The organism is Cupriavidus sp. 291-E7, from assembly GCF_057798835.1.
In genome coordinates, this window is record NZ_JBYOJV010000002.1 from 438,297 (window position 1) to 461,283 (window position 22,987).

26 protein-coding genes are annotated in these 22,987 nt (G+C 61.1%); 3 read left to right on the forward strand and 23 right to left on the reverse strand.

Translation table 11 applies throughout. The annotated features are described in order from the left end of the window. Positions 1–112 precede the first annotated feature (112 nt). Positions 113–868: an SGNH/GDSL hydrolase family protein gene (locus tag AC3FLX_RS04940; protein WP_488694379.1), complete on the forward strand. Its 756-nt coding sequence runs from the start codon at positions 113–115 to the stop codon at positions 866–868. An 8-nt stretch (positions 869–876) separates the two neighbouring features. Beyond that, entirely contained in the window at positions 877–2,010 is a 1,134-nt protein-coding gene (locus AC3FLX_RS04945; RefSeq protein WP_488694381.1) for an acyltransferase family protein, read from the forward strand. Here AC3FLX_RS04945 and AC3FLX_RS04950 read toward each other — a convergent pair. The 5 genes from AC3FLX_RS04950 to AC3FLX_RS04970 are packed head-to-tail and all read right to left on the reverse strand — an operon-like array spanning position 2,007 to position 5,992. Continuing rightward, positions 2,007–3,032: a hypothetical protein gene (locus tag AC3FLX_RS04950; protein WP_488694383.1), complete on the reverse strand. Its 1,026-nt coding sequence runs from the start codon at positions 3,030–3,032 to the stop codon at positions 2,007–2,009. The genes AC3FLX_RS04945 and AC3FLX_RS04950 overlap by 4 nt on opposite strands. A gap of 7 nt (positions 3,033–3,039) precedes the next feature. Then, the gene (locus AC3FLX_RS04955) at positions 3,040–4,011 is read right to left on the reverse strand and encodes a hypothetical protein (protein WP_488694385.1); all 972 of its coding nucleotides are present in this window, start codon (positions 4,009–4,011) and stop codon (positions 3,040–3,042) included. A gap of 3 nt (positions 4,012–4,014) precedes the next feature. Further along, entirely contained in the window at positions 4,015–4,581 is a 567-nt protein-coding gene (locus tag AC3FLX_RS04960) for a YmfQ family protein (protein WP_488694386.1), read from the reverse strand. Continuing rightward, positions 4,578–5,642, reverse strand: coding sequence for a baseplate J/gp47 family protein (locus AC3FLX_RS04965; RefSeq protein WP_488694388.1), 1,065 nt, complete (start codon positions 5,640–5,642; stop codon positions 4,578–4,580). Before AC3FLX_RS04965 ends, AC3FLX_RS04960 begins: the two co-directional genes overlap by 4 nt. After that, positions 5,642–5,992 (reverse strand): phage GP46 family protein, encoded by a 351-nt coding sequence (locus tag AC3FLX_RS04970; protein ID WP_488694390.1) that lies wholly within the window; start codon positions 5,990–5,992, stop codon positions 5,642–5,644. Before AC3FLX_RS04970 ends, AC3FLX_RS04965 begins: the two co-directional genes overlap by 1 nt. A 122-nt stretch (positions 5,993–6,114) precedes the next feature. Here AC3FLX_RS04970 and AC3FLX_RS04975 point away from each other — a divergent pair, with 122 nt between their 5' ends. Beyond that, on the forward strand, positions 6,115–6,411 hold the full coding sequence (locus AC3FLX_RS04975; RefSeq protein ID WP_488694391.1) for a hypothetical protein: 297 nt from the start codon (positions 6,115–6,117) through the stop codon (positions 6,409–6,411). Here the strand turns inward: AC3FLX_RS04975 and AC3FLX_RS04980 are convergent. The 18 genes from AC3FLX_RS04980 to AC3FLX_RS05065 all read right to left on the reverse strand — a co-directional run bounded on the left by AC3FLX_RS04980 (position 6,408) and on the right by AC3FLX_RS05065 (position 22,934). Further along, the gene (locus AC3FLX_RS04980) at positions 6,408–7,052 is read right to left on the reverse strand and encodes a phage baseplate assembly protein V (RefSeq protein WP_488694392.1); all 645 of its coding nucleotides are present in this window, start codon (positions 7,050–7,052) and stop codon (positions 6,408–6,410) included. The genes AC3FLX_RS04975 and AC3FLX_RS04980 overlap by 4 nt on opposite strands. Beyond that, positions 7,042–8,127, reverse strand: a complete 1,086-nt coding sequence (locus AC3FLX_RS04985) for a phage baseplate assembly protein (protein ID WP_488694393.1) — start codon at positions 8,125–8,127, stop codon at positions 7,042–7,044. Before AC3FLX_RS04985 ends, AC3FLX_RS04980 begins: the two co-directional genes overlap by 11 nt. 16 nt (positions 8,128–8,143) lie before the next feature. Next, the gene (locus tag AC3FLX_RS04990) at positions 8,144–9,418 is read right to left on the reverse strand and encodes a DNA circularization protein (protein ID WP_488694396.1); all 1,275 of its coding nucleotides are present in this window, start codon (positions 9,416–9,418) and stop codon (positions 8,144–8,146) included. Next, complete coding sequence (locus AC3FLX_RS04995; protein WP_488694398.1) at positions 9,418–11,151, reverse strand: phage tail tape measure protein; 1,734 nt, start codon at positions 11,149–11,151, stop codon at positions 9,418–9,420. Before AC3FLX_RS04995 ends, AC3FLX_RS04990 begins: the two co-directional genes overlap by 1 nt. 527 nt (positions 11,152–11,678) lie before the next feature. Next, complete coding sequence (locus AC3FLX_RS05000) at positions 11,679–12,059, reverse strand: hypothetical protein (protein WP_488694400.1); 381 nt, start codon at positions 12,057–12,059, stop codon at positions 11,679–11,681. After that, positions 12,056–12,430, reverse strand: coding sequence for a phage tail protein (locus tag AC3FLX_RS05005; RefSeq protein ID WP_488694401.1), 375 nt, complete (start codon positions 12,428–12,430; stop codon positions 12,056–12,058). Before AC3FLX_RS05005 ends, AC3FLX_RS05000 begins: the two co-directional genes overlap by 4 nt. Positions 12,431–12,466: 36 nt before the next feature. After that, positions 12,467–13,888, reverse strand: a complete 1,422-nt coding sequence (locus AC3FLX_RS05010) for a phage tail sheath C-terminal domain-containing protein (RefSeq protein WP_488694403.1) — start codon at positions 13,886–13,888, stop codon at positions 12,467–12,469. Positions 13,889–13,921: 33 nt separating this feature from the next. After that, complete coding sequence (locus AC3FLX_RS05015; RefSeq protein ID WP_488694406.1) at positions 13,922–14,140, reverse strand: DUF2635 domain-containing protein; 219 nt, start codon at positions 14,138–14,140, stop codon at positions 13,922–13,924. 3 nt (positions 14,141–14,143) lie between these two features. Continuing rightward, positions 14,144–14,794 (reverse strand): DUF1834 family protein, encoded by a 651-nt coding sequence (locus AC3FLX_RS05020; protein WP_488694408.1) that lies wholly within the window; start codon positions 14,792–14,794, stop codon positions 14,144–14,146. Between the two features lie 14 nt (positions 14,795–14,808). Then, on the reverse strand, positions 14,809–15,231 hold the full coding sequence (locus tag AC3FLX_RS05025; RefSeq protein WP_488694410.1) for a gp436 family protein: 423 nt from the start codon (positions 15,229–15,231) through the stop codon (positions 14,809–14,811). Continuing rightward, a complete protein-coding gene (locus tag AC3FLX_RS05030; RefSeq protein ID WP_488694412.1) occupies positions 15,231–15,704 on the reverse strand; it encodes an HI1506-related protein in 474 nt (157 codons plus the stop codon). Before AC3FLX_RS05030 ends, AC3FLX_RS05025 begins: the two co-directional genes overlap by 1 nt. 121 nt (positions 15,705–15,825) lie before the next feature. Continuing rightward, positions 15,826–16,893: a Mu-like prophage major head subunit gpT family protein gene (locus AC3FLX_RS05035; RefSeq protein ID WP_488694413.1), complete on the reverse strand. Its 1,068-nt coding sequence runs from the start codon at positions 16,891–16,893 to the stop codon at positions 15,826–15,828. Between the two features lie 34 nt (positions 16,894–16,927). After that, positions 16,928–17,338 carry a hypothetical protein gene (locus AC3FLX_RS05040; protein WP_488694415.1) on the reverse strand — a complete coding sequence of 137 codons (411 nt, stop codon included), beginning with the start codon at positions 17,336–17,338 and terminating at the stop codon, positions 16,928–16,930. Positions 17,339–17,378: 40 nt separating this feature from the next. Then, complete coding sequence (locus AC3FLX_RS05045; protein WP_488694417.1) at positions 17,379–18,518, reverse strand: phage protease; 1,140 nt, start codon at positions 18,516–18,518, stop codon at positions 17,379–17,381. Positions 18,519–18,723: 205 nt separating this feature from the next. Next, the gene (locus AC3FLX_RS05050; protein WP_488694419.1) at positions 18,724–19,317 is read right to left on the reverse strand and encodes a DUF4145 domain-containing protein; all 594 of its coding nucleotides are present in this window, start codon (positions 19,315–19,317) and stop codon (positions 18,724–18,726) included. Between the two features lie 78 nt (positions 19,318–19,395). Beyond that, entirely contained in the window at positions 19,396–19,971 is a 576-nt protein-coding gene (locus AC3FLX_RS05055; RefSeq protein ID WP_488694421.1) for a phage virion morphogenesis protein, read from the reverse strand. A 115-nt stretch (positions 19,972–20,086) separates the two neighbouring features. Next, the gene (locus AC3FLX_RS05060) at positions 20,087–21,391 is read right to left on the reverse strand and encodes a phage head morphogenesis protein (protein ID WP_488694422.1); all 1,305 of its coding nucleotides are present in this window, start codon (positions 21,389–21,391) and stop codon (positions 20,087–20,089) included. Beyond that, a complete protein-coding gene (locus AC3FLX_RS05065) occupies positions 21,378–22,934 on the reverse strand; it encodes a DUF935 domain-containing protein (RefSeq protein WP_488694424.1) in 1,557 nt (518 codons plus the stop codon). Before AC3FLX_RS05065 ends, AC3FLX_RS05060 begins: the two co-directional genes overlap by 14 nt. Positions 22,935–22,987: the final 53 nt, after the last annotated feature.

Below are 22,987 nucleotides of genomic sequence, written 5' to 3' on the forward strand. Positions count from 1 at the left end.
TTTGGAATTCAGCCTTGCCGTTCCGCCGGCACTCGAAGAGCCATCGCTGAATGCTCACTGGCTGGGGTAGGTTGTGTATACAATTAGCGCCTCCCTGACCTGCCGCTCGAAGATGCGATATCGACTCTCGATCCTTCTAAACGTCGCCCTTGTATTGATCATCTGTATTTTGGGTTACGCCTTCCGCCCAATCGATGCGGCAGCGCCGACGCCTGCCCAGACTGAGCAGGTCGACCCAAAAAAGAAGGCCATAGAGCACATTTTCACCGAGACTGAGGACTTCACTTACCGATACAAGGTGGACTCGTTTGCGCATCGCCCAGCCAGCTCGGGCGCTACCGTAATGCTCGGCGATAGCCTCACCGATCTCGGCGCCTGGAATGAGTTCTTCCCATCAGCCAAGATCATCAATAGGGGTATCAGCGGTGACAACACATTCGGCATCCTGCACCGTCTTGATCAGGTATCCGCACTAAAACCACGGGCCGTCTTTCTTTTGGTCGGAACAAACGATCTCTTCTGGGGAGCATCGGTGGAAGACACCATTGATCGCTACCGGCAGATCTTAACCAGGCTTATCTCGACCAATCCCAAAGCGAGAATCTACGTCCAGAGCGTCTTTCCGTACCACCGACTGCCAAAGGGTGACTACGGCTATCTCGACAACGTAAATGCAGAGGCACTGAACAAGCGTATTGAACTGTTGGCGGCCGAGCATCGCGTCACATTCATCAATGTTTGGCCACACCTGACTGATGAAAATGGCCGACTCAATGAGAAGTACACAACGGACGGCATCCACCTGAATGGCCTCGGCTACCAAACATGGGTGGGCCTACTCGCTCCGCACCTGAAAGGCAGCCACTGAGGGAAAGAATGAATAAGAATATCGGCCGCATCCCGGCCGTCGATGGCCTCCGAGGCGTTGCGATCCTGCTCGTGATCTACCAGCACTCCATCGCAACAGCTGTCGGGAAGCTCTCAATGGAAAAGTTGGGCTTGAAGTTCCCGTATCTCACCGGCAATGCGTGGATGGGCGTAAGCCTTTTCTTCATACTGTCCGGCTTCGTCCTCGCTCTTCCCTATCTACATGGCGAGCGACAGATGCGAAGCCAGTCCGACGCCATCAGCTTCTACAAGCATCGATCGCTGCGCTTGCTTCCGCTATTCATGTTCATGGCAGTTGTCAGTTACGCCTTCGGCATGGCCAATGGCCAACACAACTACCGATCATTGTTGCTTGCCGTGACGACCGGCAGCATGCTGACCAAAAGCGAGTTTTTTCCGACTATCAATGGCCCGTTCTGGTCCTTGGCAATTGAGATCTGGTTCAGCGTAGCGCTGCCTCTGGTCTTGTGGCTCTTCAGTCGATACGGATTCTGGCGAGTCACCTTCGCCGTTCTTGCGACGTCCCTGCTCATCCGCATACCGGGTGCTTACTTTCCCTTTGACGCCATCCACCAAAATCCGATTAAGGATTCTTTCCTTTCGCGCATGGACGATTTCCTGGTCGGCATGGCCATTGCGAAGGTCTATGTCGATGGCCGAATTCCCAAGGTAACCACTCCGTTCATGGTGGCCTCAGTCACGTCGCTCATCGTTGCAGCTCTCCTATGGGATTTGCGACTCCAAGGACGTATCCCGGTCGTTATTGCAGCTGGCCTCAACAACCTAACTCAGCTTGGCTTTGCAAGCCTGCTTTGCGTCGCTCTTCAGTCCAAAACGCTGGTTTCGCGCGCGCTGTCTGCCTGGTGGCTCCGTGTGCTAGGCGCAATGTGTTTTTCGATCTACTGCTGGCACGGCTTGCTGATCCGACCGGACCTGCTGAGAGACCCCTTTAACCCCCTTCTCCTAGCCGAATTTGGGCTTGTTGTACTCGCTCTCAGCGCCTTCACCTATCGCTACATTGAGTTCGCCGGCGCCCGCTCGCCAAGAGAAGTCTTTCTCTTGGCCGGCAAAGCGCCTGACAAGGTCTTAGCTTCAGCAAAGACGCGGCAAGATGCGGCCTAAGCGGCAGACTCCACCAGTATTTGAGCACCGGGCTGCCCTGCGTACAGCCTTCCATCGCTGCCCAAGAATATCTTTGCGTCGACCAATGCCAAAGGGGGCACGGAGTCTGTGAGCGCTGTGAAGTACTCGTTGCGTAGCTTCATGTGCCCATAGTCGTTGGGATGCACATTGTCGGCCATATCGATGGGCGAAAGCGCTGCGCATTCGTCAACCAGGGCAGCATCGATGCCGTACCCTTGCAACTCCAACACCAGCGATGAGATTGCGGCGTTGTAGGCATCGACATTCTGCACAGATCCACCATAGGTGTACGCCAGGGCGTGAGGAACATTGCCAAGAACAACTTTGGCCTTTGGCAGGTTCGCGGAAAACCAGTGAAAGTACACCGGATTGCTGGGGCTAGCCGAGATTGCGGAGAGTTCCACCACATGCGATCCGACTCCCAATCCGGAAAACGTTAAGCACATGGGGCCGAAGGGCTTGCCCAAGATCGTGCGAACGTCGCCACCGATACTGAATAGGCCCTTGTCCACGCCATCGATCCGCACCATGAACTGGCCGGGATTCGAGTATTGGCGGATCGATCCGATGCTGACAGAGTCGCCATCAACATTGAAGCGAGCGGTAGCGCCAGCCCCCACAGCTCCGTAGGTTCCCCACGCCAAACCAGCATTCGTCCAATTTCCGCCGAACATGACGCCGTTGGCTGGATTGGCGATCTTTACCTCCGCGCCGAGCCATACGGCGAATGCTCGCAGCGCATCAATGAAATAGCCACGCTTCGCGGGGTCCACGTCGTACTTGGCTTGATCGTTCGTGCCCAACGCCACAATGCTACTGTCGCCTTGAGCAGGCTGCCGCGAATAGACTGCGTCGGCTTGATCCATTGCCATGCTCGTGGAAACGGCACCATTGTCAACGACCACGCCGAGATCGACATTCAGAAGGCCGATGTAGCTCTTTTGATTTGAGCTGGCTCCCGCATTGGCGGTAATAGAGTCCCCAAAGGCGAAGTATTTCATGCGCGATTCACTTCCTGATGTATGTGGTGAGGGTGCATTGATCCGGCGTAGTCGGAAGCGTAGTGCCACCGGACCACGTTCCAAGTCCGTTCTGAACCTTCCCAGCAAGAGTGACAAAGTGATAGCCCTCACTCAATCCTGGCTTGGGGAGATTGATTGTGTATGGACAGGCGAAGCCGCCAGCTGCAGCAACGTATCCTGCTGAGTACGATCCCAGTTCGAGATTTGCAATGCCATCGAAGCCTACGGCAACCGAGTTCAGGCCGTTCGAACTTTGGGACGAGATGCCAGACCCTCCTACGATGACGATTTCCCCCGCCCACAACAGGAACTCGCAGCGGATTTCGCTGTGAAGCTCGACGTACGATGTGCTGTTGGTCTGGCGATTCGCAGTAAATGACCCCAGCCCGGCAATACCAAAGTCATTGAACCAGGTCCGCACTAGTCGCTGTTTCGAGGTGTCTTGAAAGGCCGGGCCAGCGATCGGCCGAACATAGCCGACCAGCGTCCGCGTCGCATCCCCCGTCTTGATCTCAACACCGGTGTCCGCGTCCGTCGAATGCCCTGTCGTGCTGGCCTCCAGTGTCATCGCGCCAGCGTTCATGTAGGCATAGACGTAGTATTCCGTGCCAGGGGTGAGGCCGGTCGGAGGCAAACTGACGCCGGGCGCAGGGATCTTGCATACGACCCCGCCAATATTCAGGCTGTTTCCATTACAGGGAAGCAGCACGACGTTGGCCCCCGACTTCGCCAGCCGACACTGGCCATGAAGCGCCTGCTTCTTCAACAGCATTTTGATAGCTGTCAACAACTGGTCTTGCTTCGTTCCATCTAGGGTTACGTCAGTCGCCTCAATGACCGACGACACCTCTTCCTGCATGTCATTGAGCCACTTCGCAATGACCACCGTGCCGTCGAGATAGCCGGCCGCTGCGGTTCCATCGCTAAAGCGCTTGTCTGCCGTGTTAATTCGTTCCATCGATTACCCCAAATAGGTATAGACCGCCTGCGTATGTGCTGGCTTTAACGCATTGAACATGCTCTCAATCACGGGATCGGCTGAATAGGTTAGGCGCTCACCGGCGCGGCTCATCCCCGCACGAAAGCGGTAGGCACGTGTCGCGCTGCCGGCTACATTGACGCGCCAGACCCAAATGACATCAAACGCAGCGATCCTTTGACCCGCTCTGGAGTTGCCAGCGCGAAACGGGCGCGGTTCGTCGATCGTGACGGTGTAGCCAAGCCCCGCAGCCAGGCGCGTGAAGTACGAAATAGACAGCCCGCCGGTCTCGGATAGCTTGGCCAGAACGGCCTGCAGCCTCACTTGGTATGGCGCGCCAACTACAGGTGTAATGCCACAAACACGCTCCCAGTCGGGCAACAGTTGCGAGGCGAAGAACGGGGTAATTCCGCCAGCCGCCTGCTTAGCGGACGCCGCTGATGCGTCCAGTGCATTCCCCTCGGATGCAAGTTCTTCGGCCAGTGACGTTGCAAGCGGCGAGTAGCTTTCCGGGGGCAGAAGGCGAGTGAGAAGATCTCTGTGATTCATGCCAGTAGAGACACGTTGACATTGCCTAGGCGCAACCATTCAACCTTGGTGGCATCGACCACCGGAATCACGTTTGCAACGGGAAGGGTTACCTGCCTATCAACGATCCCAGCGATGCCAGAAATGATGGCCTCGATCCTGCTGCGATAGCCCACCTCGCCGGGTTCCATCTGGTTAAAGTAGGCCGCCTCTGCGCTGGTGATCTGGTCTCGTGCCGCCTCCAACGCGAGGCCGCTTAGAGAAACGGCGGTGCTCAGATCAACGAGCCGAGGCGTTGGCGCCAAGACGAGACTATCTTTGGCAGTGACTGGCCGCATGTCGTTGATGTGCGCCTGCACGGCGTCGATTGTGCCCTGCGACGGTAAAGCCCCTGCGGACGTGATCACGACATCAACGGTGCCTAGCCCACGTCGCAGGGGATAGACGTACGCGGCCGAGACGCCTGGCACTTCCATTGCCCATCGGCGATAGTCATAGCGATTGCCGCCGGCAGGCGGGCGGCGAATCAGGTCCAACAGACGGGTCAGGAGTTCTGCATCTGTTTCCTGATCGACGCCACCGAGCATCTCCACGACCGTGATTGCGCTCACGACGCCAATTGGTGGCGCGGAGAGGGTTCCGACGACGCCGGAAGCAACATTGCCTGCTATCCCTGCAACATTGGCCACGGCCGCAATCACTGCGTTGCCTGTCCCATCTAGTGCGCCCGCTTCGGTCGTGGTGTACGCAGCATCGCCCAACTTGAAGACCAACCCGCTGGCAATCGGGCTGCCGGCAACGCCTCGCATCGCCACCTTGCCAGCGGCCACTTTTGCGGGCTTGTATCGCAGCCCCCGCACCTGGGCATGTAATGCTAGGTATTCCGAGTCTGCCGTGTCCGGGAAAATCTGTTTAACCAGCCACGCCTGATGTTCGTACAGCCCCTCGATCGCGCTGGCCACCGACGTTGCACGGACGAAGAAATCGCTGTCCGGGCCGACGTCAGCGTCCAGCAGCAAAGACTTAAGGTCGCGCAGCAAGTCGTTGCGGATCGAGACGAAAGATGGGACGGGAAACGACATTAGACGACTCGCACGGGGTGCTGGAAGTGTTGGATCTCCCCGCCGGTCTGCTCGACCTCGATGAGCAAAACCAACCATCCGGGTAGAGGACGTGAGGTGGTGACAGTGATGGCGTCTGCCCGTCCATCATCGAGCAACGGTTGCAGGGCTTGTTCGGCGTACTGTCGGGCGAGTGTGGCCACCCGCGCCTTGTCCTTTTCGCGCTTGAGTTCGTGCAGACGGGAGCCGAGCGTCTTGTCGGCCCACCAGCTACCCAGCGGCGTTTGCAGCCGCAGGTAGACAGCATTGGCGAGGGTGGTTGTCCGTTTGCCGGTGTAGCTACCGGTTTGCGGATCGAGAAGCGCGTCCATGAGGCGATTTTCCCCATGCGACGGTGGTGGACGTATGGTGGTGGATGTCACCACCAGCTGCCGTAATCACCTTTAGCGCATTGCTACAATGCGAGTGCAGCCTATTCCCTGGAGACTCTATTATGACCCGTCTTTCTAACGAAGAAATCATCGCCTTTACCAAACAGGCATTCAAGCCTTATCGGTGTGTCCCTGAGTTTCATGACTTCGATAACGTCTTCAAGGTCGCCATCTACACCGGCGAAGAAGACGGCGATGGCGAAGAGATTCGTATGCTGACAGAACCTATCGCTGCTAGGAGGGTGTCTCGGCCGAACGACTTGGAGCGGTTTCTGCTGGCTCAGCGATTGCGAGGCGAACAGGAGTATCGCCTAAAGCTCAATGCCTGGGGCGGACTCCCTGATCAGACGGATTGCTAGATTGGTGTGCCAGTGGTGGCACCAGTTTCGGGGTGACGGTGGCCGACAAAGCTCTTGTTTGATGCCTTGACGTCACCATCTGTCACGTAGTTTCCGCCGGTTTGTTGAACGTTCCCCTGGAACGTTGCGCCGTCGCCGCCTTTGATGGCCATGCCGCCATTGCCGTTGATCTTTTCCTGAGCGGTCAGCTGCTCGCTGGCCGTCAGCATCGGCGTATTGAAATCCGACTTCTCGGCCGCGTTGACTTCGTAGACATTGCAGTTGACGCGGTAGATGTCGCAGTCGGTCTCGATGATGCGGCCGCGCTTGAGGACCACCTTGGCGCCTTCATCGGTATAGAGCGCCACCTCGCCAGGCTTAAGAGCCTTGAGGCGGTAAGTACCGTGCTCAGTTGCGATCACGATGCCGTGGCTAGTACGTCCACCGATGGGCAACACAACTGCCATACTGCCCTGTGGCGGGTTGGACGTGTAGCCATAGTGCTGGAACAGCTCGACGTCCTGCATGGTTTCGCCAGCCAAACCTTCGCCCTGGGCGAATTGGACCGTGCTATCACTGCTGACCATAGCCAGCACGCCGCGAAAGGCGCTACGCACACCGGACATCGCACGGCGAATGCGCTTATCAACCTCACCCCACATCGACGATCTCCAAAATCTCGCCCTTCGAAGTACGCCCCTTCGCTCGCTTCTTCGCCCGCTTGTGCGGATGAGCATCCAAGACCCACACGCCGTCTTCCTTGAGCGTCAGCATGGTGATCTTGCCTTCGCCGCGGCCGCCGATAAATTTGCGCGCCATCACGAAGTACACTGCATTGATATCGTGCGGCTCGCTGAGGATGTGGATGCGCTGACCAGGTGCCCATAAGATGCCGTCGCTTGTTCGATGGCCCTTGACCTTTGCACTCAATGTCCGGCCCTTCAGGCGCGAGTCCGAAATGATCTTGCGGGCGCGCGAGATCGCGGTCTGACGCTTATCTGCATCGTGGTCAATGATGATCTTGGGCCGATACAAACTGACGCCCTGATCGCGCACGGTCGCACGGATAGCGTTCTGGCCTGCTTCGACGTGCGTGCCATGCGCCTGGCCTAGCACCGTCACCTCCGAGTACCGGTCAGCCATCGATCTCGTGTGCCCGAGCTTGAGCAGGTTGTTCCCACGGCCACTGCGCTTCATCACCAGACTGGCCACCGGCGGCTTGGTGTAGTCCGGTCCCCCAACGACTAGCGTTCCGTCCGGCTCGAACCAGGGCCATAGGCCATTGGCCTCGGCCGCATGCACAAGTGTGTCCCAGGCTGCATCGCCTGGCTCCACGTTGACCTTTTCCGTCGTGACCGTTCTGTCCGCATCAATCCGGATCTTAGTGATCCCGAGCGGTTTAACCACGTTTGCGACAACCTCCGCCAGAGTCGCCATCTTGGCGGTAAAGATGGGCGACGAGCAGTCGACCAGGACAGCAGCACCGTCGCGGCCGCTGATCGAAAGATCGTTGGCATCCTTAGAGACCTCGTGCGCGATATCGTCGATGCGACCAGTGAGTACGGTATCCGAGCCGATGCGGACCTCGACCGGCGCGCCTTCCTCCACGATCGGCGGAATAGCGCCCTCAGGCAGCCCAAGGCTCACCTGCCAGGCGTCGGCTGGGATTTGTAGATCCGAGTCGATCTCATAGCGTGTCCAGGTGCTATGAACCTTCCCCCCGATCAGGAGACTCACGTCGTTCTGCGGATCACTATCTTGCATAGGCAAACAGGACGTCGCCCGCCTGGATGTTGTTCGGGTTGGGAAGCTTAGGGTTCAGGCGCAGCAATTCAGTTGCCCGCGTGTAGTCTCCATACCAGCGGTACGCGACAAGATGCAGGTTTCCGGGAACTTCTACAACGCGCTGGCCGAGAGGCGGCCGCGCGTCAACCACAGCAATGGCAGCGTCTTGCACCGCTGCGGCAGTATCGCGCAGCGCCTGGATGACCGGTCGCGCCTGGTCGACGGGGTACAGATCCCGTGTCGCATCAATCGCCAGCTCAATGTGATCGCGGACGTCATTGTTGATTGCCTCGATATCCAGCGGGGACAACGTCGGTTCGTCGGCTTCAGCCTGCAGGACCGTAGCTGCAACGTCCGCCAATGTCGTTGCGACGGCCAGCTTGACCACAGCATCGACGGTGGCCACGTGCACGGGGTCGGCGGGAATCGGCTTGGTAGCGGCAAGACTAGATCCCGAACCCACACCGCTGTCGCCATAGGGCGTTACGGTACCGCTGGCCACGTCTGCGGGAAGGCGTACAACGTAGTCGAGCTGGTTGACGACGCTCTTCCAGTCGCTCGATATGACGCCCACGTCGAAAGAGCGGAGGTCCACCATGTTCGTCAGCATGCCCGTCAGGTCAGCCGAGAATGCCCTGGGGAAGTCAATCAGATCCAGCGTTGTGCCAATGAAGCCTGTAACCATGTTGCGCAAGCCACCCAGCGTGCCCATCATGACACTGCGTAGCGAGGTGAGCGATCTCAAACCGCCTTTGACGGCCTTGATGCCCGCCATCGCGGTGGAGAACAGATCAATACCTTTGAGTGACGCGATGCCGGAGAGCTGACTGGCCGCAGCAGCCTTCTGCACCGGTAGCTCTTTCACGAAGAACGGATTGGACGTCGCCGTCTCGATCATTCGGACCGTGACCGTTGCCGCATCCGGCGATTCGGCGTCATGTTCTACATCGTAGTCGAGGACCTGGACTTTGATGCTGCCGAACACGGGGTGAATGAGCTCGCCCGGCCCGCGCGCATCGAGAACCTTGACGAACACCCGCATCCGCAGTTCGTAGTCGTCGCCAAAGAACACCGCCGTGATCGAGATGTCGCGCGCTCCCCGGCCCAGGTCGTCGGTGTCTTCCCCGTCTAGATATGGGTACTTGAAACGAGCCACGTCATGCTGTGCTGCGTCGCGGGTGCGCACGCAGTCAAACTTCGCGCCCCGGAACGACGCATCGAGCAGAGCTTCTTCCCAGCCCATTATTGTCTCCGTGCCGTCGTGGCGTTGACGTTGTTGACCGCCTGCGCGATCTGCTGACCATCGACGTTAAGTGTCGATTGGATCGAGATTGGCTGGGGCTGCTTGGCCGTCTCTGCGCGGAACAGTGCGTCACCAAGCATCTTGCCCAGGCTCTCGCCCCCGAGGCTTCCCAGGATGCCGCCAGCGATGCCACCGATGGCGGTGCCGACCACAGGAACCACTGAGCCAGCGGCGGCGCCCATCGCGGCGCCAGCCAGTGCGCCGCCCACGCCGCCAGTCACGCGGGTGTATTCGCTCTTGCGCTGGGCATCCGTCAGCATGCTGTTCTGGCTGACGTTGTACGCTTCAAAGGCGCCGCCTAGCATTGCAACCGGCGCGGCAAACTTGGCGAAGCGTGCGGCACTGCCGGCCATCCCGGCGAGACCTCCAGCTCCGCCGGCGGACGCCAACGCTCCGGCGCCAGCTGCGGCGCCGGCACGGCCGGCGAGCAGGTTTGCAGCACCGCCCGCCAGTGCGGCGGCCGCCATCGCCTTGACGGCCACTGTGGCCCCAACCAGGGAGGCGGTCAGCGCTGGATACTTGGAACCATATTCCGAGAGCTTTAGCGCCACGTCGCCCGCAACATTGGTGAGACCGCCAAAAGCGTCGTACTCGCCTTTCTCGATGGTGTTTTGCCCTTGCTGAAACTTGAATGCCGCTTGCTCTTTGATAAACGCTTGGTTGACGTTCAGTGCGGTCTCGTCGCCCTGGAGGATACCGCGCTTCATGTTCTGGTAGGCCGCAGGGTTAAACAGCATCGGTAACAGGCCGAGCATTGCCTGGCGATCTTGGATCGTCTTGCCAACGCCGCGTGACATCAGGATGTCTGCCATCCCGCCGTACATCGCAGACTTGTCCTTGTCATCCTTGCTGTCTTGGGCGCGCTTCTGCATGGTTGCAAAGTCCTTGTCGGACGCAGCAACACGTCGCACCAGGCGCGTGAAGGCTTCGACCGGGTCGACGCCTTCCTGGCGAGCTTGGGCAAGGGTACCGTACAGATCAATACCGGCCTCGCCCTTGCCCTTGGTCCCGAGCGTCTTCGAGGACAGCTTCTTGAAGTCTGCTGCGGTGTCGGCCGACGTGATCTTCTGCAGCAGATTGACCACGTTGTTACCCGCATCGTCGCTGCCGCCGGCGGCCGTCACGGCCAGCTGGCTTGCCGCCAGAATCGATGCGAGTCCATCCTGGCCGCGCAGGCCAGAGAGACCGCCCATCGCCAGCATCTTCGGCAGCCAGCGCGCCATGTCCTTGAGTTCGAATCCACCCATCTGGCCAGCACGCAGCGCCATGCCCAACGCCTTCGGGATCTGTTCGACGGGGATCTTCGCGTTTTGAACTGCGGCCATGACCACGTCGGTCATTTCTTCCGAGGTCGAGCCAGCAGCGGTGGCAGCCTTGTTGATGGTGGGCAACAGGTCACCGGCCTTCTCGGGCGAGAAGATGCCACGGGCGATGAGTTTGTCCAGGGCAGCGGCGGTGTCATCACGCGTGCCACCCTCGCCAGTCGCCGTGCTGATGTAGCCTTCGAGCTGGGCCTTGCCACGCCGGCGGCGTTCAAGCTGCTCCGCTTCAGAATACTTGCGACCGTTTTTGTCCTCGGTTTCAGAAAATGCCGTATTGGCCATCTGCGCCAGACGCATGTCGTAGCTAGCGACGCGCCGCATTGGCTGTGCCACGACATAGCCGGCCGCCATTGCTGCTGCGCCTCCGGCCACTAGCCCCCTGGCGGCTCCCGATATCGCACGCTGTGCTGTGCTGACGCCGGCCATCTCACGCCGCAGCTCCCGGACGCGCTGCGTCATGGCCTCATAAGCGCGCGATTGCTCCCGTGCGGAATTGAAGCCGGATGTTGCCAGGCGCGAATAGGCCGCCTGCGTCTGCCGGATCTCCCGCTGTACGGCCTGTTCCGACCGCACGCCCAGGATCTGGCGGGCGTCGGCGAGGCGCCGGTTCTCGCGGTTAAGTCCGCTGGTCGATCGCTCGGCTGCCTCGGTTTGTTTGACGACATCGGACAGGCCACGTGCGACAACGCGCGAGCCTTCGTCGCGCGCCTTGAGTTGCAAGGCAACCTGGAGATCGGTACCCATTGGCTATTTCCGTTTCTTCTTGCGGTTGCTGGTGATCTTCCGGGTCGTCGTATCGCCGCTACCGTCACCCTTACCGCGACCGCCGCTATACATGCGGCCGATCGCGGTGAAGTAACCCTCCAGTTCGGGTGCGGTCAACTGACGGACGCGGGACTCGGGGATGCCGTGCTTTCCGAGGAGGACGACGGCGAGGCGATAGTCGCCGAGGCAGCGTTCGACCGCTTCCGCTTTTTTTTAAGCGCATCCCTCGCTGCCGACAGCACGTCGTAGTCGTCGTCGACCATCGTGTTGAGCAGATCGGTGGTGATCGCTTCCGTGGGAATGTCACCCAGGCTCACCAGGCAGCGGGCCAGCATGGCGACATTCATGCGCAGAGACGATCCCGTACCGACCTCCTCAATCGCGCTGACGTTGTCCTCGATCGTCGGCAGTCGCATCTCGAAATCGAAGTGGAACTCGCCGGAATCGGCTGGGAATTCCACACCGTAGTCGAGGCTTCCTTTTTCGATCATCATTCGATCACCTTGCGCAGAGCCTGGAGCTTGATGTCACGACGGGCTTCGCTGTCCACCGTGTACTTGTCGCCGACGTCCGTCGTGAAGCAGTCGACGTAGCTTTCGCGCTTGCCGCCCGGACTGAGCGGATAGATCGTGAGCTTGGAGCCTTCGATCTTTTCCCAATCGATATCGCCGGTCAGCGGCACGGCGACCGTGGCCGACAGCTCGTACTCGGCGATGCCTCTGGCGAAGCCCTTGGCGCGACCGGTTCGATTCATGGTCTTGACCAGCTTGCGGCCGGTTCGCGCCGAGATACTGACGTCGATGACCTCGACTTCCTTGCCGTCGACTTCCAGCACGACAGCGCCGGCGTATTCCTGCAGTGCCATATTGGCTCTCCTCGGGATGCGAGCTTGCGCTCTCGGTTACAGCAACAGGTCGATGCGGCCAGCAAACACGTGCAGACCGTTCACGACGTCGCAAGGGATCTTTGCATTCAGGCGATTCACATCCTGGCTGTCACGCTCCAGGAGCAGCCCGTCGGCGTTGTCGTCGACCGCCTCGACAATCTCCAGTTCCTCCAGCTTGAGCAGAACATCGAGCAACTCCGACCGCACCTTCGGGGGCGTGCGATCGGACAGCTTCTCGCGCGGGAATCGCAGGGCCACACGCTCGCGGCAAGCCTTGCGCACGTAATCGAGGGTGCGGATCGTGGTCAAATCCAGCAGCGAAACGTCGTCGATGCCCTGCGGGTCCTTGGTGTAGGTCGTGATCGCGCGAACGATCTGCACGACATCACCTGGGCCAACTTCGAGCGGCGTGAGGCCGTTGTAGAGCGCGTTCTCCTGCTCGGTAACACTCGGGCGCTGATCGATGCTGGTGACGTCCAGGCTGGCGATCGCCAGGGTGTTAAGCGGGCGCGCCGGATCTTCTTCGCTGGCAATCACGGCCGCATAGCCGGCAGCAATCTCGCACGGCAGCTTCACGGAGCCGCGATGCCAGCCGCCTGTGATCCGGCCGTTGTTGGTCTGGCTGGTCAGCGTCGTGCCGGTGGCGAGAGAGCTTGGCCAGCCCCAGACACCGATGGAACCGCGTTGCTCGCGCGGGCCGGACACGAAGTTCAGGTGCGAGCGCAATGCCGTCAGGCTCGCCTGGGTAGCAAAGGGATCGACCACGATGTCATGGCCACCATTGACCACCACGGCCAGTGCTGGCGTCACATCCGGATCGATCTGCCCACCGGACATTGCCGGTGCGGTGATGGTCACGCCTGCAGCCGTGCTAATGGCGCCGAGTTTGATGCCGTTACCAGCCGCCCCCTTGTTGCGTGCCGTCAGCGTGACTTTCCCGGTATTGGCCGCAGCCGTGACTGGCAGATTCACCTGCTTGCCCAGAGCAGCCGCCAGCGCAGCGGCGACCACGGTAGCCGTATCTGCGGCGGAGACTGCGACATCTGTGCGCACGTCGCCAACCACCACACTGACGACGCCGGCGGAGGTAGCTGGACCCGTGAGCGAGATTTCGGCGGCAGCCGCAATGCCCGCCTGGGCATCGTCGACGGCGATCACCGTGAGCTGCAGGTACGGGTTGGACTTGATAGCCGAGCTGACCATCAGGTGAGCGAGTGACCCGCGACCGAACAACTGCGCGGCCTCTTCGTCACTGAAGACATTGGCGGACACAAGTGCGGGCTGCGTGCCAGCGGCCAGGCGCTGTCCGACGATCAGCATCTTTTGCTGATTGCCCGGCAGAGTGCGGACTGCCAGCTTGGTGTTGAACTCGAAATACTTACCAGGCTTGCGGATGCTGCCTGGGATGTCGTCGAAACTGATATTCGGGCTGGACATGGGCGGTTCCTTTGGCGGTGCCTTAACGTGACATCAGCGGGTCTTCTTGGTGGGTGTACCCGCCGCCTCGGCAATCCCGGCTGGGGCGCTGTCGGCGGTCGATTCTTCCTCGGCGATTTCGACCAGATCGCCATCAGCGACTGCGCGCAGGTAGTACGCGCTGCGTGGCACGTCCACCGCTTCGTCAGTGATGTAGCGGCGCGCGTTATGTTCGGTCGGCACCCGCAGTCCGGGTGCAGCTTTGACTTTCATGGCTTACTCCTTATCGGGGCCAATGAGATCGGTGGCGTCCGGCTTGCCGTCGTCGGGCGCCAGGTAGTAGTTCAGGCCGGTGCGGAGCCAGTCGGGATCAGGTTCGCCGAGTTCGCCGTCGTGCTCCGCGAAGATGGCGTCCGGGTCGTTCGGCCCGTGGGGCGCCGGGAAGCGATCGCGCGGCAGGGCTTCGTCGATCCAAGCCGTGTGAAACTCGATGGCGAAGCAGGAAAACGCTTCACGCTGCAGCAGAACGTGCCGCAGCGTGCGAACTCGACCAGGTGCCAGCTCTCGAATGGGCAAACCGAGGTCCTGCTGAGTCAGCAGTCGGTTCACCGCATAGATCAGCTGGTTGGTGCCAACCTCGTGGCGACCAGCACCGCCGTGCCTGGCTGCCTGCTCGTTTCGGATACTGCGTGCGCCGACCATGACAGCGAACAACGCTTCCTTCTTCCACTTCTCACGGCTCGTCGCCACGGGCGAGGATTCGCGCACGCCACCGAACGTCACCCAGGCTGCCGGAAAGCGACGGATCACCTCATCCGTCTCGTCGTCCAGCTCACCGCCATAGGTTTCGACGGACTTAACCATATTGCCCAGGCCGAGGCGCAGCCTGGCAACAATGGCTAGCTCGACGGCCGTGATAATCGGCATGCCCGCCATCTCGATCACAGCGCACCTCGCCCACGGCCAAATGCCTTAGCGCCGCTGTTGAAGATCACCTGGTTACTGGCCGCCGGCACCGAAGCCTGGGCGACGGGGCCGATGGAGACAGAGCCGTTGGCGACTTTCTCCAGGAACCGGATGGCGTTCTTGTAGCGGTCGTTGATTTCGTCAGTGCTGCGAGTGCCGCTACCGCACAGACGATAACGAGCGATGTCCTGGCAGAGACCGGCGAGGAAGCGCGGTGCCTGTGCAAGCGGGACGCTGTACCGACCGGCAAGGTAGCTGTCGATCTCGGCACTGGCGTCCTCCAGGGCCGTAGCCACCAGCTCGGCATTCACCTCGCCGACCTGGTCACGATCGGTCAGCTCGATAAGCTCATCCTCACCGAAGCGCGCCGTCATCGCGTCCCGCGTTGCGTAGGCCATTACTTGCTTTTTCCGGTGGCGGTGGCTTTCGCCGCAGCTTCCGTGGCAGCGGCTTCACGCTTCACAATGGCCGTCTCGCGCTCGGCCAGTGCCGTTTCGGCGGTGGCCACGGCGGTTTCACGGTCGGTCAGCGCCGCCTGGGCCTTGCCGAGTTCCTTTTCCCGATCGGCGAGGTTGCCTTCGCGCTCGGTCAGGTCGTTCGCCTGGCGATTCAGCTCGTCCGCCCAGGTGCGGAGATCCTGGGCAGCGCTGTCGATCAGCTCTGCCGAGACTTCGACCAGGTTGCCGTGCTCGTCGGCTACCATCTCTGCCTCGACGCAGACCAGATTCGACTCGCTCTTGAGCGCGGTGAGCTGGTCTTGAGAAAGCGATGCCAGCGGGATATTTTTCGCGTTGGCGCCGAACTCGTGTCCAGCGCGGCGAAACTTGTCCAGGCGGCTGATAACGCGCAGAACCTTCACTTTGGTGGCCATCTTGGCTCTCCATCATTGATGTTTTAACCAGCCGGAACCCTGCAGCTGCACCGTGAGTTCCGGTCTGCCTTCCTCCGCGCTCACGGCGTCACGCGGCAGTCTTCGGCGGGGTGTTATCCCGTCAGCTCAGCCAAGGGGTGTTCAGCAGCTGGGCGGTGTTGCGGTAGATGTTGTCGGCGCCGTTGGCGTTCTTCTCGGCCTGCAGGATCTGCAAGCCCTTGCCTTCGAGGCTGGGCGGCACCACTAGGAGCGACGGGCGCACGCCGAGCGGCTTGCCGTTGTCGCCCTTCATGGACATCATTGCGGCGCGGGCAGCGGCGTAGTTCTCCGGCGTCAGGTCCTGCTTGGACGCATAGCCGAGCTGCCACAGACCGAAGCCGACATTCGAGCGCGCGTCGACGCCGTAGCGGAACTTCTTGCTGGTGAAGACCTGCTCGTCGGTCTCCTGGTCCATTGCCACGAACTTGTAGTCCTTGCGCACCTGGTAGATGAGCGGCTTGACCATCTTGCTGGTGTCGAGCAGGTACCAGGCGGTACCGGCGCCACCCTGGAAGTTGGACACCGAGCCGATGGAGCCATCCGCCTGCAGCACGGGGTGGTCCGTGTCGAAGAAATACTGACCGTCGTAGCACGCTGCACCGAACCCGGACGCAAGCAAACTGAAGACCAGCTCGTCGGGATGCTGCTTGGCGTCCTGGCCGAGTTGCGAGACCATCGGCGCATACACGCCATACGAGTCGTCATCGATCTCGTCGCGGTCGATCGTGATCGTGTTTTCCCAGGGCCTGTTCTTGATGGTGAAGTCATGCAGCATCAAGTTCTGCAGCACGCGATCACCGATCCACTCACGGAAACGAGTGGTCTGACCCAGCCAGGGGTAGACTTCCTTGGACGAAGTCGACGGGACGCGCATCGCCACCTTGTCCCAGTCCGCCGGCACACCATCGAAGGCTTTCTGGAACAGCACCTTATATCCCTGGAACAGGGAGTTGAGGTTGCTGCGGTTGATCACCAGGCCGGCGCCGCAAATGCCCAGGAGGCGCGGGTCGACCTGGTCCACATTGAAGCTCACCAGCGTGGCGGCCGTGGCGGGGTTGGCGGCGCCGGCCAAGCTGGCCAGCGTGGCCACGATGGCGACGACGGCCAATCCGGCACCAACCGCCAGTACATTCATTCGACTGACTTTCATCTATTTCTCCGATAGTTAAGCGAGAGGGGTTGCGTTAGAACTCGACCCAGACGCCGGTAGCGTCGATGTCGCGCACCTTGCCGGCGATCGAGCGTGTATTGCTGCCGTTGGTTTTGGCCACCGTCTGGTCGTCGACCAGGTAGCAGTCCGCACCCACGTCTGCCAGGGTGAGCTGGTCGGCTGCACCCGAATTGGCCAGGCACCACAGACCTCGGCGGACGCGGACGCGAATGGCAGCTGCAGCGCCACCGGTGTTGTCGGCAGCGGCCTGGGCAATGCCCACGCATTTGAGCGTGGTGCTGGTAGCGCCCTTGTTCGCCAGTGCCGTGGCCGTGTCGATAGCCACAATGGCACCGGCGAAGATGCGGGCGTTGGCCGCGACCGGATACTCGAAATCCGTCCCGGCGCGGTTGGTGGTGTTGCGGTCACCTGTGAGCGCAGTCATGCTGATCTCCAGTAGTTAAGTGAGCTGGGAGCCAGAGCGGCTACTTGCCCGCGCTGGCGAAGGCGGCGGCGTCGACGCCGAGCGCCGAGCAGATGGCCAGTTGCGTGGCGTCGGGTTGGCCTGCCGGACCTTGGCCACTGGCAATGGCAGGCGCCACGACGGATGTCTGCATGGAGGTCAACGCCGCGATCGGCTTGCTCTTGTCGACGTATTCCTTCAGGGCGGCGATGTCCTTCTCGCCTAGGGCGCGCGCCCAGGCTTCCATCGTCGGATGCAGCCGCCCATCGGACAGTGCGACCGTCACCAGGCCGTCGACCGTGACGGCACTGGCCTGGGCCGCCGAGTTGGCGACCTGCGCCGTGAGTGCTGCGATTTCGGTGCGCAGCCCGTCGACGACTGACAGCGGCACGAACTTGGCCGGGTCGATCTGATTGGCGGACAAAGCAACGATTTGCTGGCCCTGGTTGGTGACCAGATCGATCACGTTCACCGAGGCGGCAGCCGTGCCTTTTCCTTCCGACAACTGGGCAATCAGCTTTTGCAGCTGCGCCTTGACATCCTCGGCCGTGGCGCCGACAGGCAGGTTGAGCAGCCAACGCAGCTGCTCCAGCAGTTCATCCATTTCTGGCTCCTGAGTGGGATCGACGGGCAGTGCCCCCGTCTGGGCGGTTAAATCGGCGATCAGGCGCGAGGCAGCGGCGACGGTGACTTCGTCCATGCCGTCGAGCGCGGGATTGTTGGTGAGGGCTACGTGGAGCAGTTGGCCCACGGCGCCGGTCTTGGCGTCATAGGTGAACACCGGCGAGATGAAGCGGTATTCCTTGGCGTCGATCATGGCCTGCGCCCTGGCAGTCCATTCCATGTCAGTGGCGAAGAGTCCTTCGCCTTCGCGCCATTCCACCTGGCTGAACCAGCCCGAAGCCGGCGCGGGCAGGCCGTTCTTGGCGGCGGCGAGCGTCTGGTGCTCGTAGTCGACGACGTGAGGCGTCTTGCGGGCATCAACGGCGGCGACCACGGCGGCAGCAATGGTGGCATCGATGTGCCAGGCGTCGCATTCCTTGGGCCGACCATCCAGTGCGCGGAATGCGCCCGCCGGCATCAGCTGGACGGCGCTTGAGATCGTCGAGATCTCGACGGACAAACAGGCAATAAGGGGATGGGTGGTGCGGGGAGTAGCCATGTCGCCATCTTGGCGGCGGCATGGCTATCAACAGAGGTGGAAGGGTGTCACCCGGCTGGATAGGCGCGGGTGCGAGGGAGAGCGGGAGGGGAAAACCGGGCTAGGACCGTTTTTAACCTGCCCTTAACCATGTTTTGGGCGGGTGGGATAGGCCAGCGTAGCGGGATGGGGGGCAAATCGCGCCACGGGCCGAATTTTCAAATTGCTAGTTTGCCTTACCCTCACCGCGTCCCCGCGTCACTCGGGCAGGCAACTCAAATAGAATTTCTGCAAGCGCTTCCGCAAAATGCAGGTTGCGCTGGGCGTCGGCTGGGGTCGTCTCAAATGTATCAGTGTCGGCGTGGCGTTCGGCGTTCGCATCTAGGCGCACGTCATCGGCCCACTCTCTCATGTCAGCAGTTATGACATGCTGCTCTTCTGCGGCCTTGATACGCCCTGCTAGATTGGTTCCCTTTCCACCAGGGAAGCCCCGTTGCGTCAACATGAAATCAACAGCCCTGGCGGAGCCAACAATACTAAGCGAAGGTGCCACGGCGGCGGCTGATCGGGCCTCCTCAAGAGCTTTTCTCGCCGGGGTCGGTATGTCGTTTGAGTAGGATTTCGGCCCCGGCCACACAGCAATCGGTTGACCAAACAAGGTGCATTTCACAACCGTCACGTTGTCGCACGATGCGCATTTGTAAGCGCGCGAGAGAAAGTCATGGCCGTGTCTCTCTGCCTTGATCGTTGCAACTTCTTCGAGGTTGGGATCGGCAACGCTGCAGTGCGGGCAGCGATTTATGCCATATGGGCTTTTCATTCTTTGGTCCCCCGATAATCCGTAGACCCGAAGCATAGCGGAATAATGACATTTGGTCGGGAGAGTGCGACCAGCCAACTAGCCCAGCAGGTCGGCCAGATAACTTGAGACCGTTGATTCGATCTCGTCCTCGTCAGCCGGCGTCAGAGCGAGGAACGGGCGTGCCGGCATGGTGACCTTGCTTTCCCCGGTCGTATAACGGACCTTCCGTACCCGCTTGTGGGAATCCTTGGCAAAGACAGCCAGGTGGGCAGCACGGCCTTTCTCACCTTGGCGCAACAGGCTGCCCTTAGCGTCCGTGCGCAACCGGACCCAGCCAGAATGAGCGGCGCGGGTGATCTCACCGCCGAGCTGGTGGATAGCGGCATATTTGACGCTGGTCCCCACGGCAGCCGAATCGCTGTCGGCCTGGCTCTGTATAGAAGCAGCCAGCCTCCCGCTCGCCTGGAGGATCTTGCCGTCCGGCCGGCGTTTGCGAGTGGACTTGGCCAGGCCGAGCCACTTGGGGCGGCCTTCCTGGGCGAAGTTCTCCTCGACAGCATCGGCCATGATGGCCGCCAGCTTGCGCATCAGCGGCCGCTTGCTGCGCTGGAAGCCCTCCAGGCGGCCGAGTGCCCGTTTGACGGTCGTGGTGTCGATCTTCAGTTCGATCATGCTCTATACTCCTCCTTGAGCCTCGGAAACACGGTGAATCTCCCGGCCGTAGGACGCTTTGGACCCAGTCCCAGGGCGGATCGCGTGAGGGAAATAGGGAGTACCCTCCTGAGGCTCATTTCTCTTCCAGCTCATTGCGCACGACTTCACCCCGCCGCAATGCCCGTCTGGCCTCAGCCATATTGGTTTCCCGGAACGACGTCAGAAAGAGCGCCTTGCCGCTCCTGGTGGCCTTGATGACGGCGTGATAAAGCCGCTCCTCCTGGCGCACGAATACCAAGCTCGTATCCCCGTCACGCACCACGAGCTGTGCCTCCTCGATGACCGCCTGGACGCGCCAATAGTCGGCCATGTCGATCGCCTGGCCGCCTCGGTTCACCAGTTGCTTGGCCAGCGTTTCCTCGGACAGCCATACCGTCTGTGAATCGACGCCCAGCGCTGCACGATCGCCCGCACCCAGGATGCCCACGGGAAACCGTTGACCGTTGTCGAGCTGACCGCCTACCGTTGCACGAACGGCCTCTTTTGTTGCGCCAGGCATGGCCTCCTGTGCCGCCTTAACCAGGGTTTCGGTCTTCTCGTACCAACGCTGAAACGCTGGCCCAGTCAGGCTGCCCTTAACGTACTGCCTTGCCACGTCGGCCGGGTATCGGTCCAGCTCGGGCTGGAAGCCGGCGCGGCCGGCGTTGTACCCGAAGCCGGCATCCGCCATGAAGGTCTTTCCCGAGACGGGATCTCGGTACGCCATCGCCGGCCTGGTGTTCCCGTCTCGATCGATGACCTGGTCGACTTCCTCCAGGCGTCCCTCACTGCTGGCCGCCGCAAGGTTAAGACGTTCCATATCGGCGCGGCTGCGCGCTCGCACGCGGCACCGGCAGCGCCAGCCATTGGGCGGATAGAAGTAGCGCCAATACGGATCGGTGGCTGGGAAGATACGGCCGTGCTGGGCGCGGTGCGATGGCCGGGTCCGGCTGTCCAGGATTGCGACGTATTCCCAAAACGGCCGCTCGTCGGCATTCTCCAACTGGGCCTGGTACCGGCCCGCCGAGTAAGCCGACTGCATATTGGTCTCGAAGATCGTCTGCAGGCGCCGTGGCGTGAGGCGTTTGCCCTGAATCTCGCCGCTCTCCTGGTCGACGACCAGACCTTTGCCCAGCCAGCCCTTGGTTTCCAGAGTGGGCAGCATCGTCTTGCGGAAGTCCGCAAGCGTGCCGCCTTCCCGAATGGCCTTGTCCATCGCCGAGCGGATGTCCTGGAGGACGTCCATCTTCATGACACCCGCCACGGTAAAGGCCCGCGAATGGGCTTCCTGCCAGACGTCCTGCCACTTGAACCCGATGGTGTAGCCCTTGCTCTCAAAGAAGCGGATCGCTTCTTCGGGCGGCAGGCCCAGCGCGTACGCCAGATCAGGCGTCGCCATTCAGCCGCCCCCAGACATCCGCGACAAAGATCGCCCGAGCCAGCAGATCGGTCACGGCCTTGTCATCGAGATTTGGGTACGCTGCTACCAGGGCAGCGATGGCCTGGTCAGGCTCTTCCCCGGCACGAATGGCCTCGATGGCCGGGGCGAGCATCCGAGCCATCTCCGCATTGAGCGTTTCGGCCGGAAGGCCAGTCACGGTCGTGTCGATCGCGTGCTGATCGGGATAGACGATCTCACCCTGGGCGTTTGTCAGGACGGCCCGGTAGGTCAAGGCGGCCTTTCCAGTCGCGGGCGAGACTTCCTTCGGTCGCATCTCGGGCGGGACGGCCATCTCAGGGCGCGCCACCCGGAGGACTTCCTCCCCTTCGGCCGGCATTGGGATGGCCAGCTTCTCATGCGCCCAGTTGACAGGCACCTTCATGCCAATGCCCACCAGTTCGGGCAGCGCCTCGGCGTACAGCTTCAGATCTTCCGGCTCCCGAGTGTCGAAGACGAAGTCGGGAATCCGGCGACGATCGGTGATCCCGAAGTTAAGGGCGCAGATGGCAAAGATGATGTCGCGCTTGATCGTGCCAGCCAGTTGCCTGGCATCCGACACCATCAGGTCGTGACGGACTTCATTGTGCACGTTGCCCAGGGCATTGGTCGACGACTTGCCGTCGGCCTGGCTGGTGAGCGTGCCGCCCAGGATTACCTTTGACTGCGTCCGTTCGCACCAGCCGATCATCGCCTCGTAAGGCTTCTCGGACCCTTCGGCTGCCGACTGGAAGTCGATTTTCATGCCTTCGGGAATGATGCCGGCGGCGTTGTGGCCGATCTCGGTGACAGCACGCAGCAGCGCGGACTTCTCGTCCGCGCCGGCGCCGGCACCATAGGTGCCCACACGCAGCGGCAACCCATAGATCTCCAGAAACTCGGCGAGGTCGCGCACCGAGAAATTCTTGAAGATAAACGGCCAGGCGAGAACGCGATGCAGGCCACTGCGGCCGATGAAGCCCGACTTGGCTTTGTGCCGATGGACCGTCCATCCGAATGGCCACAGCTCGATGCCGGCCACCGCATTGCCGCGCAGACGCAGTTCGTTCGGCTGGCCATACGGCGTCATGAACCAGCGTTGCGGCCGATGCTCGAAGCGAGCAGGCAGCCATGTGCCGTCGACACGTTCCCAGGTGATCTCCAGTGCCGAGAAGCCATGCCCGATGCCATCCAGCAAATCGAGGAGGACGTCGTCGAGATCCGGCAGGTCACGGAACCATTCGTCGATCAGCTCCGCGTGGCTCTTCTCCTCGGCCGTGGCGTTCTTCGGCGGGACGACGTTCCAGTCCAAGGTGAGCAGCGCGCGCTTGCGCTTGCTCATCTCGGCGAAGATATGGCCGTCCTTTTCTTCCATGTCCTGAAAGAGATCAGACTGAGCCATCAGGTCGCCTTGCTCCGCCAGCTCCAGGATGCTGGCCAGCTTGGCCGGGGTCAGCCCCCTGGATGGATGCCCAGCAAAGTCGTGCTGCAGCGCCTGGAGGCGTGCCGATTGGGATTCGGTCAAGGCGACCCGTTCAAAGGGCCGCCCAAACTGGTCAAGGATTTTTCCCATGATGG

Excerpts from the sequence above, each read along its gene's own strand:
- AC3FLX_RS05030 (WP_488694412.1), bottom strand. The coding sequence starts at position 15,704 with ATGGCCACCAAAGTGAAGGTTCTGCGCGTTATCAGCCGCCTGGACAAG.
- AC3FLX_RS04960 (WP_488694386.1), bottom strand. The coding sequence starts at position 4,581 with ATGAATCACAGAGATCTTCTCACTCGCCTTCTGCCCCCGGAAAGCTAC.
- AC3FLX_RS05045 (WP_488694417.1), bottom strand. The coding sequence starts at position 18,518 with ATGGCTACTCCCCGCACCACCCATCCCCTTATTGCCTGTTTGTCCGTC.
- AC3FLX_RS04990 (WP_488694396.1), bottom strand. The coding sequence starts at position 9,418 with ATGGGCTGGGAAGAAGCTCTGCTCGATGCGTCGTTCCGGGGCGCGAAG.
- AC3FLX_RS04940 (WP_488694379.1), top strand. The coding sequence starts at position 113 with ATGCGATATCGACTCTCGATCCTTCTAAACGTCGCCCTTGTATTGATC.
- AC3FLX_RS05050 (WP_488694419.1), bottom strand. The coding sequence starts at position 19,317 with ATGAAAAGCCCATATGGCATAAATCGCTGCCCGCACTGCAGCGTTGCC.
- AC3FLX_RS05055 (WP_488694421.1), bottom strand. The coding sequence starts at position 19,971 with ATGATCGAACTGAAGATCGACACCACGACCGTCAAACGGGCACTCGGC.
- AC3FLX_RS04955 (WP_488694385.1), bottom strand. The coding sequence starts at position 4,011 with ATGGAACGAATTAACACGGCAGACAAGCGCTTTAGCGATGGAACCGCA.
- AC3FLX_RS05060 (WP_488694422.1), bottom strand. The coding sequence starts at position 21,391 with ATGGCGACGCCTGATCTGGCGTACGCGCTGGGCCTGCCGCCCGAAGAA.
- AC3FLX_RS05010 (WP_488694403.1), bottom strand. The coding sequence starts at position 13,888 with ATGTCCAGCCCGAATATCAGTTTCGACGACATCCCAGGCAGCATCCGC.
- AC3FLX_RS05025 (WP_488694410.1), bottom strand. The coding sequence starts at position 15,231 with ATGGCCTACGCAACGCGGGACGCGATGACGGCGCGCTTCGGTGAGGAT.
- AC3FLX_RS05035 (WP_488694413.1), bottom strand. The coding sequence starts at position 16,893 with ATGAAAGTCAGTCGAATGAATGTACTGGCGGTTGGTGCCGGATTGGCC.
- AC3FLX_RS05000 (WP_488694400.1), bottom strand. The coding sequence starts at position 12,059 with ATGATGATCGAAAAAGGAAGCCTCGACTACGGTGTGGAATTCCCAGCC.
- AC3FLX_RS04995 (WP_488694398.1), bottom strand. The coding sequence starts at position 11,151 with ATGGCGGCCGGCTATGTCGTGGCACAGCCAATGCGGCGCGTCGCTAGC.
- AC3FLX_RS04965 (WP_488694388.1), bottom strand. The coding sequence starts at position 5,642 with ATGTCGTTTCCCGTCCCATCTTTCGTCTCGATCCGCAACGACTTGCTG.
- AC3FLX_RS05015 (WP_488694406.1), bottom strand. The coding sequence starts at position 14,140 with ATGAAAGTCAAAGCTGCACCCGGACTGCGGGTGCCGACCGAACATAAC.
- AC3FLX_RS04970 (WP_488694390.1), bottom strand. The coding sequence starts at position 5,992 with ATGGACGCGCTTCTCGATCCGCAAACCGGTAGCTACACCGGCAAACGG.
- AC3FLX_RS04980 (WP_488694392.1), bottom strand. The coding sequence starts at position 7,052 with ATGTGGGGTGAGGTTGATAAGCGCATTCGCCGTGCGATGTCCGGTGTG.
- AC3FLX_RS04945 (WP_488694381.1), top strand. The coding sequence starts at position 877 with ATGAATAAGAATATCGGCCGCATCCCGGCCGTCGATGGCCTCCGAGGC.
- AC3FLX_RS04950 (WP_488694383.1), bottom strand. The coding sequence starts at position 3,032 with ATGAAATACTTCGCCTTTGGGGACTCTATTACCGCCAATGCGGGAGCC.
- AC3FLX_RS05040 (WP_488694415.1), bottom strand. The coding sequence starts at position 17,338 with ATGACTGCGCTCACAGGTGACCGCAACACCACCAACCGCGCCGGGACG.
- AC3FLX_RS05005 (WP_488694401.1), bottom strand. The coding sequence starts at position 12,430 with ATGGCACTGCAGGAATACGCCGGCGCTGTCGTGCTGGAAGTCGACGGC.
- AC3FLX_RS04975 (WP_488694391.1), top strand. The coding sequence starts at position 6,115 with ATGACCCGTCTTTCTAACGAAGAAATCATCGCCTTTACCAAACAGGCA.
- AC3FLX_RS05020 (WP_488694408.1), bottom strand. The coding sequence starts at position 14,794 with ATGCCGATTATCACGGCCGTCGAGCTAGCCATTGTTGCCAGGCTGCGC.